Here is a 13,401-nt window from a genome sequence, read left to right on the forward strand (position 1 = left end):
GGGAGCTTGCGCTTTTGCTCCTTGCGGGCCTCGTCGTCGAGGATCTCTGGCTGGTAGCGGCCCTCGAGGATCTGCCGGCGCAGGGCGTAGATCGCCTTGCGCTGCTCGTTCATGACGTTGTCGTACTCGAACAGGTTCTTGCGCGTGTCGAAGTGCATGGCTTCGACCTTGGTCTGGGCGTTCTCGATCGCCTTGTTGACCATCGGCGCCTCGATCGGCACGTCCTCTTCCATGCCGAGCCGCTCCATCAGGCCGCTGATCCGATCGGCCCCGAAGATGCGCATGAGGTCGTCCTCGAGCGACAAGAAGAAGCGCGACGCGCCGGGGTCACCCTGACGGCCTGCGCGGCCCCGCAGCTGGTTGTCGATCCGGCGGCTCTCGTGTCGCTCGGTGCCCAGGATGAACAGACCGCCGACCCCGAGCACCTCTTTCTTCTCGGCCTCGCACTGCTCCTTGAGCCCGGCGTGCAGCTTGGCGAACGCCTCGGGCTCTTTGTCCGGGTCGTAGTGCGCCTTGGCCATCAGCTCGGCGTTGCCGCCCAAGATGATGTCGGTGCCGCGCCCGGCCATGTTGGTTGCGACCGTGATCGCGTGCTTGCGACCGGCCTGCGCCACGATATAGGCCTCGCGCTCGTGGTTCTTGGCGTTGAGCACCGAGTGCGGGACGCCGGAGCGCTCGAGCAGCTGGTGGATGACCTGGGACTTCTCGACGCTGGTGGTGCCCACTAGCACGGGCTGGCCGCGCTCGTGGCACTCGCGGATCTGCTTGACCGCGGCCATGAACTTGCCGCGCTCGCTCTTGTAGACGACATCGTCCATGTCGTTACGAATGATCTCGCGGTTGGTGGGGACGACCAACACCTCGAGGTTGTAGATCTTGTGGAACTCCTCCGCCTCGGTGTCCGCGGTGCCCGTCATGCCCGCGAGCTTGTCGTACATGCGGAAGTAGTTCTGGTACGTGATCGTTGCGAGGGTCTGCGACTCGGGCTGGATCGGGACGTTCTCCTTGGCCTCGATCGCCTGGTGGAGGCCGTCGCTCCAGCGCCGACCTTCCATCTTGCGGCCCGTGAACTCGTCGACGATGACGATCTCGCCCTTCTCCACCAGGTAGTTGACGTCGCGCTTGTAGAGCACGTGCGCGCGCAGGCCCTGGTCGACGTGGTGCTTGAGCTCGGTGTTTTCCTTGGCGTAGAGGTTCTTGCAGCCCAGCAGCTTCTCGATGCGATCGACGCCAGCGTCGGTCAGCTGGGCGCTGCTGGCCTTCTCGTCGACCACGTAGTCGAGATCCTTGCGCAGCTGCGGGACCGCCCGGTCCACGGTCTTGTACAGCTCAGCCGGCTTGGCGCTCTCACCCGAGATGATCAGCGGGGTCCGGGCCTCGTCGATCAGGATCGAGTCGACCTCGTCGACGATCGCGTAGTTCAGCTCGCGCTGAACGTACTTCTCGATCGTCTCCTTCATGTTGTCGCGCAGGTAGTCGAACCCGAACTCGTTGTTGGTCCCGTAGGTGATGTCGCGGCGGTAGGCGGTCTGGCGCTCGTGGTGGAACAGGCCGTGGACGATCGCGCCGACCGAGAGCCCCAGGTAGTTGTAGATCTGCCCCATCCACTCGGCGTCGCGCGACGCGAGGTAGTCGTTGACGGTGATCAGGTGCGCGCCGCGACCAGACAGCGCGTTGAGGTACAGCGCCGCGGTCGCCGTCAGGGTCTTGCCCTCGCCGGTCCGCATCTCGAGCACCATGCCGCGGTGCATAGCGATGGCGCCGATCATCTGCACGTCGTAGTGGCGCATGCCGAGCGTGCGCGTGGCCGCCTCGCGCACGGTCGCGTAGGCTTCCGGCAGCAGCTCGTCGAGTGACTCACCGTTGTCGATGCGCTGCTTGAACTCGGCGGTCTTGGCTTTGAGCTCGTCGTCGCGCAGCGGTTGCAGGGTCTTTTCCAGCGACCCGATCTTGTCGACGAGGGGCTGGATCTTCTTGACCTGGCGCTGGTGCTTGGTGCCAAAGACCTTCTTGAGGACGCGTTGGAGCATGGTGGGGGCGTCAGGGTATGTGGGGGGGCACGCGCTGTCTACGCGCGGCGCTGGCATGAGTCCGTTCCAGTCGCGGGGGCACCTTCGCGTATGCTCGGTGGGCAGACAATGGCGGACCAGCGCAAGGCTACCCCCACGAGTCCGGGATCTGACCAGCCGCGCTGGCCCCCAGCGCTGGCGCGCGCGACCGAGTCCGCGGGGGCCCGGGTGCACGTGGTGGCGCCGTCGGGCCCGGTCAACACCGAGCGGGTCCGGCGTGGGCTCGCGCACGTGCGTCGGCGGCTTGGCGAGCCGCACCTGGCCGCCAACCTCGAGCGGCGCGCGGGCTACTTCGCGGGTGACGACCGCGAGCGGCTCGCGTCCGTCGAGCTGGCGCTGCGCGACGAGCATGCCCAGGTGATCTGGGCCGCGCGCGGCGGCTACGGAGCCACCCGCTTGCTCGGGCGCCTCGACCCGGCGCTGCTCGAGCGACCCAAGCTGCTCGTCGGGTTCTCGGACATCAGCGCGCTGCTGTGCTGGGCGTGGACCCACGCGCGGGTGCCCTCGATCCACGGGCCGGTCGTCGGGCAGCTCGACGAGCTCCACGAAGATGATCGGCAGCGGCTGTGGACGCTGCTCGAGGGTGAGCTGCCCGAGCCGCTGTGCGCCGACGAGCACAGCGCCAGCTTGCATGGCGGGCGCGTCGAGGGCCGGTTGATCGCCACCAACCTCGAGGTCTTGCGCAGCTTGATCGGCACGCCGCACATGCCCTCGTTGAGCGGGGCGATCCTCGCGCTCGAAGAGGTCGGCGAGCGGCCCTACCGGATCGATCGCGCGCTCACGCAGCTGCTGGACAGCGGCTCGCTGCGCGGCGTCGTGGGCGTGGCCGTCGGGGATCTGCACGGCTGCGAGGAGCCCGAGCACGGCGGCAGCCGCGGCTGGACGGTGTCCGAGGTCCTCGATGATCGGCTCGGGCGCCTCGGGGTGCCCGTGTTGATCGGGCTGCCGTTTGGCCACGCGCCGACTCGCAACGCGGCGCTGGGGTTCGGGGTGCGGGCGCGGCTCGACGCGGATCAAGGCGCGCTCGAGCAGCTCGAGCCGGTCGCGGTTGGCGAAGCCACGTGAGCTTCGCATCGACAGCGACGGAGCCCGGCGATAGCATGGCTCGCGGATGGATCGTGAACTCAAGCGCAGCTTCATCGCCAGCTGCAAGCCCGATGAGCCGGTCGGTCCCCAAGATCCCCGCCACTACGACTTTGACACGCCCACATTGCGCCTCCGGGGTGAGCCATGGCGCGAGCGCCTCTCAGCGGTCATCGATCTCGCAGCCGAACCGACGGCGCAGCTGGTCACGGGCCTGCGGGGCAGCGGGAAGACGACGGAGCTTCGGCAGCTCGAGCGCGATCTGACCGAGCGTGGATACCGCGTCGTGATGGCCGACGCGGGCCAGTGGCTCAGCAATGAGCGACCGCTGACCACCGAGGATCTCATGCTCGCGTTGGTCCTCGCCCTGTTCCCGGACGGCAGGCCCGAGGACGTCGGCGGTTGGGTCGGCGAGTACGCGACGCAAGCCTGGAACTTCCTCAACTCGAAGGTCGAGCTCCAAGGAGGCATCGCGGCGGTCAAGGCCAGCTTGACCACGGACGAGACCCTGTTTCAGCGTGTCGCCAAGCAGCTGCGCGATCTCGACGGCCTGCGCGAGGATATCCATGCGCTGCTCGCCAGCGCCGCCGAGGGCTCGCGCACCCACGGTCAGGAGCTGGTGATCATTCTCGACGGTGCCGAGAAGCGCGCCACGGGTGACCTCGACGCCTCGGCGCGCCGCGAGGAGTTCCACAACCACTGGTTCGCCAGCTTCATCCTTCAGGCGCGGGATCTCAAGCCGCCGGTTCACACCATCTATACCGTGCCGCCTTTCATGGTCCGGCGGGCCTCGGAGCTCACGGCCAACTTCGGCGTCGAGCTTCAGTTCCTGCCGATGGTCCGACTCTACGAGCGCGACGGCGTGCTCAACCTGCCGGGCGTCGAGGCCATGGTCGAGGCGCTGCATCGCCGGGTGGCCGCCAAGCACTTCGCGGATCCCGCGATCCCGCGCTGGCTGGTCTCGCGCTGCGGGGGCTATTTTCGCGACCTCCTGCGCTTCTTGACCGAGATGACCTACCGCGTCGGCGAGGCTTCGTGCTTCACCCGCGAGCACGCCGAGCTGGCCGTCGCCCAGGTCCGGCAAAACTATCTGCAGGCGCTCGTGCTCGAGGACAAGCAGCTGCTTCGCCAGCTGCATCCGAGCAAGGAATTTCCCGATGACGAGGCCTCTCAGGTGCGCATGGACAGCCTGCTGCAGGGGTTCAAGATGTTCCGCTACCACAACGGCGGACCCTGGTACGACGCGCACCCGCTGTCGTGGGCCGAGCTGGGTTTTGCCGCCGACCTCCCCGACTGGACCCGGCTCGAGGGCGCAGGCTGAGCTGCGACCATGGCCACCTCGGCGAGCCCCACGAAGAAGGCCACACGGGCCTGGCTCGACTTGCTTGGCATGGCCGACAACGCCGCGCAGTGGGCCCGGCTGCGCGAGGCGCTCGAGCTGAGCGAGGGGTTTGCGCTGTTGTTCGTCGTCGTTGCGAACCTGCAAGCCGAGTCGCTCGCGCTCGCGGGGCTGCAAGAGCTCGCCGCCGAGCTCGACCGCGATCCGATCTCGCTCGACGCTCGAGCGGCGGGGGCCGAGGCCCCGGTCCAACGGCTCTCGAGCGAGCTCGGCGAGCGCCCGCTGGCTGTCCTGCGCACCCACGGCAGTCTAGAGCGCGAGCGCGAGGCGTTCGAGCGCTGTTGCGTCCAGCTCAACGGCCGCCGCGATCAGATCATCACCCAGCTCGCCGGCCCGCTCGTCGTCATCACTCGCGTCGATGCCCTGCGCGTGCTCAGCGACGTCGCGCCTGATCTATTTAGTGTGCACGCGGCCCAGTTTCACTTCAGCTCGGCCTACGACGCCGGACACCCAGACTGGCTACTGCTGCCCCACGAGGTCTTTGGGTTGCTCGGCGTCGGCGAGGCGTTTGCGCCCCCGACGATCGACGGCATGCCCAGCTATCTCGAGGCTGTCCCCGAGGTCCCGAGCCCGCTGCTCGGTCGCGCTGCGGAGGTCGGCCGCCTGCGTGCGGCCATGGCTCGGGGTCCGGGGCGGATCCGCGTCTGGGGGCCGCGCGGGGTCGGCAAGAGCGCCGTGGTTGCTGCGGCGGTCCGCGATCTCGAGGGTCACTACGAGCGGGTCTTGTGGTTGCAGGGATGGGCCGCGCACACGGTGTCGGCGATCCTCGGCGCGGTCGTTCGGGCTCTAGATGTGCGCGGGCGATGTCCGGCGGATCCTGTCGACACCGAGGCGCGCTATCACGAGCTCACGCGGACCCAGCGGGTGTTGATCGTCGTGGAGCTGACGGGAAACCCAGAAGAGAACCTCGAGCTCCCGACTCCGGCGTTGGGTTCGCTGCTGATCGAAGAAGCCACCACGGGCTCGGCGAGCGCGGACACGACACTCGAGGTCGGGCCGCTGTCGGCCGACGACACCGTGACCCGGGCCGAGCTCGAACAATGGGGCTCACGGCCGCGTACCCGCGACTGGACCTGCGAACCCGACGATTACGAGTCCGAGGCCCGTGTGCAGTGGAGTCGACACTGGCGAGCGACCTCCGAGGCGCTCGCGCTGCAGGCTCTCGAGAGCTTACCCGTGGATGAGCGCGCGAGCTTTGCTGCTGGCCTCGCCGAGGTGCGTGGCACCGACGAAGCCTCCACCTGGATCCATCGAGCAATCGTGGCGGCGATCAACTCCGGCCAGCTTGGGCGGGCTCAGCGGCTGCTCTCGCGCGCCGCCGCGACCTTGGCTGGCGAGAACCCCGATCCCGTCTGGTTGTTCGACACCACGCTGGTCCTCGCGCTCATGCCCCCGGCCCCGCTCGACGACGGGGGAGCTGCGAAGCTGCTGTTGGAGCGAGGGCCAGATTTCGCCGCCGCCCACCCAGACGCCGCCGCCTTCACCCGCGTGCGCTATGAGTTGTCGGACGCCGGCGACCATGAGCCGCCAGCGATCCGTGCGTTCGCGGATGCGCTGGTGCAGCACGCCAACGCGGCACAGATGACGGCCCGCTTCACCGACCTGGCGAAGCAGACCGCCCACCCCGAGCTCTACGACCACTTCGTCCACGCTCACCTGTGCATCCTCGAGCTTCGCGGTGCGCGTTGGGTCGAAGCCAGGCACCACCTCGACCGCGTGACCGACACGGCGCAGACCTGGGGCCTCGCCTATCCGCTGTTGCGGGCCCACCTGCTTGCCCTCGAGTTCGCCCTCGCAACCGGCGACCTCGAGCCCGCGGCCGCCAACCTCGACGCGACCCTCGCCCGCTGCGACCAGCTCCTCGGCCCCCTCCACCTCGGCACCCTCGCCGCCCTCACCGTTGCGCTGCGCCTGCGTGATCGCCTGGGTCAGCTCGACGCGGCACGCACCCTCGCCGAAGAGTGCCGCCGCCGGCTCCGCTACGTCTCCCCTCCTCACACGATCTTCGCTACAATGATCGAGTTCTACGCCGAGCACGGCCCCCCCGAGGTCGCGGCCAGCCTGGGCGCACGCGTCGCCGAGGCCAGCCCATGAGCGCGGGAACACACGCCAGCGCCGGGCCGTCGGACCTCGAACCACACACGGCATCGCAAATTCCTCTCGTTTTTGGCCGCTGGCGCGGGCAGAGTTAGAAGCTGAAGATATGACCAGGCACGCCCCACCTCGCTCGATCGCGCTCCGAAGCTCGTTCGCGGGCGCCTGCCTGACTCTGGTCGCCTGCCTGGGCTGTCATCAAGAGCTGCCCTCGCTGTCGATGGCAGAGAGCAACAGCGCGGGCGTCGACGAGCTGCCCTCGCTCGAGGACGACGAGGCTGACTCGGCAAAACCACAGCTCGACACCCGCGACCTGTGGTTTCGCACGGGCCCTGGCCGTGAAGCGATCCTCGCCCGCGAGCGCCGGGATCACGCCAGCGCGATCTCGCTGCTCGACAAGCTGCTCGCGGATCCCAAGCTCTCGAGCGGGGATCGGGCGGCGGCCGAGCTGCTGCGGGCGCTCGAACATCTGCGCGTCGATCAGTTCACCGAGGCGGCCGCGCTGCTGGCCCAGGCCCGGGTCGCGTCCGCGCTGACGCCGATCGAGCCGTACCTGCGCATGCTCGAAGCCCAGGCCCGGCTCGACGCCAGCGAGAGCGACGCGGCGCTGAAGCTGGTCGCGGATCTGAGCCCCGATCTCGCGGCCGGGGTCCCCGTTCGCGTGCTGCTCGTCAAGGCCGACGCCCAGGCCCGCACCAACGATCGCGCCGGGGCGATCACCACCTACAACTCGTTCTTGCGTCAGGCGAGCGGCAGCGACCGCCACGAAGCCCGGCGCAAGCTGGCGGTGCTGCTGCTGGAGGGCAACGACGACGACAAGCGCGCCGCCGCCAAGCTGTTCGAGCAGCTCACCGCCGAGGTCCCGCTCTCGGACTACGGCGTCGAGGCCGACGCCGAGCTCACCAAGCTAGAGAAGGCCAAGCTGATCACCCGCAGCAAGGCCGAGCGGCAGCGGCTCGCGCGTGACCAGGCGAAGGCCGAGGCCGAGCGCCACCTGGGTCAGCACAGCTACGGCTCCGCGATCGCGGCCGTCGACGACTTCATCAAGCACGCCAAGCAGCACGGGGCGGACGACGGCGATCGCTGCGAGGTGCTGTTCGTGAAGGGCTCGGCGATCTTCAAGATGCGCAAGCGGACCGCGTCGCAGCCGGTGTTTGACAGCGCGGCCAAGCACTGCGCCAAGGCCGGCGACGTCTCGCTCGAGGTCAAGTCCCGCTACCAGGCCGCGCGGGGGGTGTACGCGGCCGGCAAGTACGAGCAGGCGGCCGCGCGGTTCGAGCAGCTCGCCCGCGACCACGCGGATCACAGCTACGCCGACGACTGCCTAATCAAAGCGGGCGAGTCGTGGGAGTCCGCTGGCGATCCCGCCAAGGCCCGCGCCGCCTACGAGTCCTCCCTGGCCAAGCACCCAGGCGGCGACATGTACGGCGAGGCGCTGCGCCGACTGCTGGTTCAAGCCTTCTCCGAGGGCCGACTCCCGGACGCCGTGGATCTGATCGATAAGTCGATCGCGGGCGGCAAGGTCGACGGCGACGAGCTCGCCAAGCTCCACTATTTTCGCGGCAAGGCGCTCGATCGGCTCGGCAAGGGCGACGAGGCCGAGGCCGCGTGGCTGCAGACGATCGAGACCCGGCCGCTCAGCTATCCGTCGCTGCAGGCGCTGTCGCGACTGCGTGAGCGCAGCGAGACCGCGGCCGCGGCTGGGCTCGCCAAGATCTCCGCGAGCAGCGACGCCCCGCTGCCCGAGCTCGCGCTGCCCTCCACGCCCACGGCCACTCGCGTCAAAATGTGGGCCAGCCTTGGGCTCGGCGACCAAGCCCGCGACGAGCTCGACGCGGCCGCGATCACAGGCTGGCCAGCGGTCGCGGTGTTGGCTCAGGCCGGGCTCTACAGCGACGCCCAGCGGGCGCTCGCCAGCGTCGGCAGCAGCTGGCGCGGCGGCGGTCCAAGCGGGACCCGCCGTCAGCTGTGGGAGCTCGCGCACCCGGTTCCGTTTCGCAGCTTGGTCGATCCGGGCGAGCAGGACCACGGCGTGCCCGCGCTGTTGACCTACGCGATCATGCAGAGCGAGAGCCGCTTCAACCCCGGCGCGACGTCATGGGCGGGCGCTCGCGGGCTGATCCAGCTGATGCCCGAGACCGCGAAGAACGTGGCCCAGCGGGCCGGCCTCGACGTCGATCCGAGCCAGCTCTACGACCCCGCCACCAACCTCGACATTGGTCAGCGCTACCTCGCGGGCCTGACCGCGCGCTGGAACAACGTCGACGGCGCCCCGGCGCTGGCGGTGCCCAGCTACAACGCCGGCCCCGGCCGCACCGACGAGTGGCTGAAGCTGCGCGGCGACTGGGACCTCGATCTGTTCGTGGAGGCGATCCCGTTCGACGAGACCCGCCACTACACACAGTCGGTGCTGGGTCGCTGGGCGGCCTATCGCTGGCTCTACGGCTCCGGCGACGACGCCGCTCGGATGCCGTACATCCCGCTGAAGATCCCGAAGTGACGAGCAGCCGGGCGGCGCCTCAAGCCGGCGACTCGCCCTCTTTCTTGGTGCCGTCCATTGCGAGCTTGCGCTCCATGCCCCGGACCTTGGCCGTGAAGAAGGCCTCGGCCCCGGCGTAGAGCGCCACGAACGTCCAGATCGGCGACAGGTGGGTCAGCAGCGCCAGGCTCCACACCGCGAACACCAGCGACGCTCGGCCGACGTCGCCGTTGAGCAGCTGCCCGGTGCCCGGCAAGAACAGGCTGAGCAAGCCGGCGGTGACCGGCAGCCGCGGCTCTTCGTCGTCGTAGACGACCATCTCGTCGGGCTCGCGCAAGACCAGCGCCGTGGTCTCGCCGAGCTCGTGGGCGGCCTCCCGAAACATCGCCTCGAGCTGGGCCTTGCGCTCGGGGCTGACCATGTAGCGCAGGCTGCTGTCGGACACGGGGCGCAGCTCGCCGGCTTGCACGAGCACATCGATCGCGGTCTGGATGTCGGCGCGGGGACGCTCGAGCGCGCGACCGGCCGAGACCGCGGTGATCGTGGTCACCGTTGGCTCCGAGAACAGGCTCAGGATCCGCGCCGTGAGCGGGCTGTGCTCATCGCTGGCGCTGGTCACCCGCGCGGGGCTCGGCAGGGCGTCATGGTCCCAGCCGACCTCTCCGCGATCGTTGAGCGGTCCCCTGGGTTGTGAAGTTTCGGCGCGGCGCTCCGGCTCACCCGACTCAGGCCGGCGGGCCAGAGGCCTCGCCGTTTTGGACTTGCCTTCGGTCATGCGTGGGCTCGTCCACAGCATGCCAACGATCCCCGGCGAACGGTACCGCGGGCATCACATGCGTACGGTCGCGAGCGCTCAGCTTCAACGAGGCGCTCGCGCCCGATGGACTGCGCAACTGGCGCTCGGTGGTTGCTCAGCTGGCTGCTCAAATTTTTTGCGCTCACACGGGCACGGCGAAGTCGCGCAGCGCCTGGTTGAGGCTGGTGCGCATGTCCGTGCTGGCTTTGCGGTGGCCAATGATCAGCGCTGCGCTCAGCTGGAACTCGCCGGCCGCAAACTTTTTCGCTCGCGTGCCGGGGATCACGACCGCCCGCTCCGGCACCCGCCCCCGATACTCGACCGGCTCGGACCCCGAGACATCGATGACCGGCGTGGACGCGGTGATGACGACGTTGGCCCCGAGCACGGCCTCTTTGCCGACCCGCACGCCCTCGACCACGATCGCCCGCGAGCCGATGAAGCAGCCGTCTTCGATGATCACCGGGGTCGCTCCCGGCGGCTCGAGCACGCCGCCGATCCCCACCCCACCGGACAGGTGCACGTTGCGGCCGATCTGCGCGCAGCTGCCCACGGTCGCCCAGGTGTCGACCATGGTCCCGCTGCCGACCCACGCGCCAATGTTCACGTAGCTGGGCATCAGCACGGCGCCGCGCTCGATGAACGCCCCGCGGCGCGCCGTCGCCGGTGGCACCACCCGCACGCCAGCCTCGGCCCAGCCGCGCTTGAGCGGGATCTTGTCGTAGTACTCGTAGGGTCCGACCTCGATCGTCTCGAGCTTGGAGAGGCCGAAGTACAGCAGGATCGCCTGCTTGACCCACGCGTGGACGACCCAGTCGGACTCGGGGGTCTGGCCCGGCTCGGCGACTCGCAGCTCGCCTGCGTCGAGCAAGCCAATCGTCTGCTCGACCGCGGCGGCGTACTCGGTCTGTTCGAGCAGCGAGCGATCGTCGTAGGCGGCGCGGATCAGACCCTGGAGGTTCTCGGTCATGCCCGGCGGCTTAGCATTTTTTGAACGCGTCCATGCTCGTCGCCTGCAGGCAGCGCTCGACGCTGGCCTTCGAGTACGACTGCTTCTTGCACTGATCCACCACCTCTTCGCGACCGGCCTCGGCGGCGTTCTCCAGCACTTGCGGGCTGAGCTTCTTGCTGTTGTCGCTCAGCTCGCTGCTGTACAGCTCGACGAATTTGTCGCCGAGCTTGGCGCAGTCCTCGTCGGTGGCGTTGCAGCCGCCGAGGGTCAGGAGCACGAGCACGAACACGCTGGCCGGGAGGTTCTTCATGCGGCGGCCGCACGTTAGCGAGGGCCCGGGTCGTTGGCGATCGCTGGCGACGGCTCGAGGCGACCGACGAATTTGTGAGCTTAGACACGATCAATCGCAGCTGGCGTGGCAATCCAACACCGGTCGACCTTCACCTTCGCTTCGAGCTTCGCGCCGGAGCGTCATGCCCAACGATCTCATCCCAGATCACCAAGCGATCTCGCCTCCAGGCCCCAGCCATGGCGGGCGGTTGGCCCAGCCTGCGCCGCTGTTCGTTGGCCACAGCGCCGCCGCTCGGGATGTGCGCCGTCAGATCCAGGTCGCCATTGGCGGCAACTCCGCGGTGCTCCTGGTTGGCGCGGCTGGGACCGGCAAGCGCACGGTCGCCGAGATCCTGCAGCACTTCGCGGGCGGTCACATCTCTGACTTCACGTTCATCTCTCCGCTCGAGCAGCTCGGCTTGGATCAGCAAGCCGAGCTCCTGCGCGACCTCGAGCACGGTCGCCTGGTCGTCGGTACCCGCCTCGACCCCGACAGCCCCGAAGCCCAGGCCCGCCTGTCGCCGGAGCTGCTGCGCGGCTGTTCGATTCGGATCGAGCTGCCGAGCCTGGTCGAGCGGCTCGACGACCTCGAGGCCCTCGTGATCGGGTTGCTGCACCGCGTGGCGACCACGCGGCCCGTCGGTGCGATCTCGGACGAGGCGCTCGATTGCCTGCGCAGCTACGACTGGCCCGGCAACGTCGCCGAGCTCGAAGACGTGATCACCGAGGCGCTCGCGGTCGGATCCACCACGCAGATCGAGCGGCGGGATCTCCCCGCCCAGCTGCGCCAGCGAGCTCCGCACCGGTCCAGTTCGACGGCCCCTGACCAGCCGTTCGCGCTCGCGCTGGCCGAGCGTCGCGCGGTCGAGCGAGTCATGCGGCTGGCCCGAGGCAACAAGCGCATGGCCGCGCGCTTGCTTCAGATCAGCAAGACAACGCTGTACCGGCGGCTCCGAGAGTACTCGCTGCCATGAGCCGCGCGCTCGGGCGCGATGCTGTTCACGGTCAGGACACACAGCCGTGACTGGGGCTATGCTTGGCCCATGCTCGGAGCCTCCACCGCTAGCGCTGGGATCGGCCTGCGCGTTCGCAGGTGGATCCTGACGATGGCGGTGGGGCTGACCGCGGGTGTCGTGTCTGGGTGCCCGCTCGAGCTCGAGCGCGACGTCTCGTGTGGCGACGGCTGGTGGGATCCCGAGTTCGAAGAGTGCGACCCGCGAGACACCTCGCACCTCAACGCCTGCCGCGCCAAGGGCTGGGACAAGGACGCGGTCTGTGATCCGGTCACCTGTGAGCTGCGCGCGACCGAGGAAGACTGCGCCAGGTGTGGCGATGGCGTGGCGTCCCATACGGAAGAGTGTGACGGCCAGGATCTGCGCGGCACCACCTGCAGCGCGGGTGTCGGCCTGCCAACTTGCAAGTCGGACTGCACCCTCGATCACACCAACTGCCCACCGGTGTGTGGTGACGACGTCGTCAGCGGCGTCGAGGAGTGCGAGCCCACGGCTTCGTGCGCCGTGGACGACGACTGCCCGCTCGGCACGGTCTGCTACCAGGCGTTTGGTCAGTGCGTCGCCGTTGGCGAGAACTTTGCGCCCAACCTGGCCTGCGGGGCCTACAACAACAAGGCGATCGGCGTCGACAAGCCCTACACCTCGGGCACGATCGACCGCTGCACCTCAGAGTGCTTTTTTGGTCGCAACGACTGCGGCTTTTGTGGCGATGGCGTGCTCGACCCCGAGTACAAAGATCTGGTGTTTCCCAGCGGCGAGCTGACCGAGTTTCCGTCGGAGAAGTGCGACGGCCAACAGGTCGCGGATCAACAGCTGCTCATCAACTACTGCGCGCCGCTGTGCCCGAGCGACAGCCCGATCAACGGTGACGTCGAGGTCTTGTGCGACTTCGAGTGCAACGCGGGCTGCTCGGGCTTCGCCCCGCCCGACGACATCGCCCCGGGCCCCGACGCGTTCGGCTGCTGCCTGGCCAAGGGCTCGCCCTGCCCCAAGTTCGATACCGAGGGTGTGCCCGACTTTCCGTGCTGCTCGTGGCTCGAGAATCCGAACTGGCTCGCCGAAGAGAAGTGCGTGATCCAGCAGACTGGGGCGATCCCGGTCGTGTTTGTGTGTCCCTGATTGCGCTTGGGGCTGCTTGGCGGTCCTCAATCCCAATAAGCGTCAGGTGGGTTGCACGTAGTAGACT

Annotated in this window: 9 protein-coding genes and 1 pseudogene; 6 read left to right on the forward strand and 4 right to left on the reverse strand. The window is 68.6% G+C overall.

The genetic code is table 11. The features are described from left to right. Nucleotides 1-32 precede the first annotated feature (32 nt). Nucleotides 33-2,030, reverse strand: a pseudogene (gene secA / locus ENSA7_RS46380) (preprotein translocase subunit SecA); the annotation flags it as partial. Between the two features lie 108 nt (nucleotides 2,031-2,138). Here secA and ENSA7_RS36100 point away from each other — a divergent pair. The 4 genes from ENSA7_RS36100 to ENSA7_RS36115 all read left to right on the forward strand — a co-directional run bounded on the left by ENSA7_RS36100 (nucleotide 2,139) and on the right by ENSA7_RS36115 (nucleotide 9,145). Further along, on the forward strand, nucleotides 2,139-3,134 hold the full coding sequence (locus ENSA7_RS36100; RefSeq protein WP_181234442.1) for a S66 peptidase family protein: 996 nt from the start codon (nucleotides 2,139-2,141) through the stop codon (nucleotides 3,132-3,134). Between the two features lie 46 nt (nucleotides 3,135-3,180). Beyond that, a complete protein-coding gene (locus ENSA7_RS36105) occupies nucleotides 3,181-4,473 on the forward strand; it encodes a P-loop NTPase family protein (RefSeq protein ID WP_106093958.1) in 1,293 nt (430 codons plus the stop codon). A 9-nt stretch (nucleotides 4,474-4,482) separates the two neighbouring features. Further along, a complete protein-coding gene (locus ENSA7_RS36110) occupies nucleotides 4,483-6,645 on the forward strand; it encodes an AAA family ATPase (RefSeq protein WP_106093959.1) in 2,163 nt (720 codons plus the stop codon). A 109-nt stretch (nucleotides 6,646-6,754) separates the two neighbouring features. Further along, the gene (locus ENSA7_RS36115) at nucleotides 6,755-9,145 is read left to right on the forward strand and encodes a lytic transglycosylase domain-containing protein (RefSeq protein WP_106093960.1); all 2,391 of its coding nucleotides are present in this window, start codon (nucleotides 6,755-6,757) and stop codon (nucleotides 9,143-9,145) included. Nucleotides 9,146-9,164: 19 nt separating this feature from the next. Here ENSA7_RS36115 and ENSA7_RS36120 read toward each other — a convergent pair whose 3' ends face one another. The 3 genes from ENSA7_RS36120 to ENSA7_RS36130 form a co-directional block, all read right to left on the reverse strand. Continuing rightward, nucleotides 9,165-9,743, reverse strand: a complete 579-nt coding sequence (locus ENSA7_RS36120; RefSeq protein ID WP_106093961.1) for a hypothetical protein — start codon at nucleotides 9,741-9,743, stop codon at nucleotides 9,165-9,167. Nucleotides 9,744-10,062: 319 nt separating this feature from the next. Next, nucleotides 10,063-10,890, reverse strand: a complete 828-nt coding sequence (locus ENSA7_RS36125; protein WP_106093962.1) for a 2,3,4,5-tetrahydropyridine-2,6-dicarboxylate N-succinyltransferase — start codon at nucleotides 10,888-10,890, stop codon at nucleotides 10,063-10,065. Between the two features lie 10 nt (nucleotides 10,891-10,900). Further along, nucleotides 10,901-11,182 carry a hypothetical protein gene (locus tag ENSA7_RS36130; RefSeq protein ID WP_106093963.1) on the reverse strand — a complete coding sequence of 94 codons (282 nt, stop codon included), beginning with the start codon at nucleotides 11,180-11,182 and terminating at the stop codon, nucleotides 10,901-10,903. A gap of 163 nt (nucleotides 11,183-11,345) precedes the next feature. Here ENSA7_RS36130 and ENSA7_RS36135 point away from each other — a divergent pair, with 163 nt between their 5' ends. Both ENSA7_RS36135 and ENSA7_RS36140 read left to right on the forward strand, forming a co-directional pair. Further along, nucleotides 11,346-12,176 (forward strand): AAA-type ATPase lid domain-containing protein, encoded by an 831-nt coding sequence (locus ENSA7_RS36135; RefSeq protein WP_181234443.1) that lies wholly within the window; start codon nucleotides 11,346-11,348, stop codon nucleotides 12,174-12,176. Between the two features lie 69 nt (nucleotides 12,177-12,245). Then, complete coding sequence (locus tag ENSA7_RS36140) at nucleotides 12,246-13,334, forward strand: hypothetical protein (RefSeq protein ID WP_146158541.1); 1,089 nt, start codon at nucleotides 12,246-12,248, stop codon at nucleotides 13,332-13,334. The last annotated feature ends 67 nt before the right edge of the window (nucleotides 13,335-13,401 follow it).

The sequence above is a fragment of the Enhygromyxa salina genome (assembly GCF_002994635.1).
Lineage (GTDB): Bacteria > Myxococcota_A > Polyangia > Nannocystales > Nannocystaceae > Plesiocystis > Plesiocystis salina_B.

Coding starts and splice junctions, on each gene's coding strand:
- ENSA7_RS36115 (WP_106093960.1), top strand. CDS start 6,755: ATGACCAGGCACGCCCCACCTCGCTCGATCGCGCTCCGAAGCTCGTTC.
- ENSA7_RS36105 (WP_106093958.1), top strand. CDS start 3,181: ATGGATCGTGAACTCAAGCGCAGCTTCATCGCCAGCTGCAAGCCCGAT.
- ENSA7_RS36135 (WP_181234443.1), top strand. CDS start 11,346: ATGCCCAACGATCTCATCCCAGATCACCAAGCGATCTCGCCTCCAGGC.
- ENSA7_RS36125 (WP_106093962.1), bottom strand. CDS start 10,890: ATGACCGAGAACCTCCAGGGTCTGATCCGCGCCGCCTACGACGATCGC.
- ENSA7_RS36100 (WP_181234442.1), top strand. CDS start 2,139: ATGGCGGACCAGCGCAAGGCTACCCCCACGAGTCCGGGATCTGACCAG.
- ENSA7_RS36140 (WP_146158541.1), top strand. CDS start 12,246: ATGCTCGGAGCCTCCACCGCTAGCGCTGGGATCGGCCTGCGCGTTCGC.
- ENSA7_RS36110 (WP_106093959.1), top strand. CDS start 4,483: ATGGCCACCTCGGCGAGCCCCACGAAGAAGGCCACACGGGCCTGGCTC.
- ENSA7_RS36130 (WP_106093963.1), bottom strand. CDS start 11,182: ATGAAGAACCTCCCGGCCAGCGTGTTCGTGCTCGTGCTCCTGACCCTC.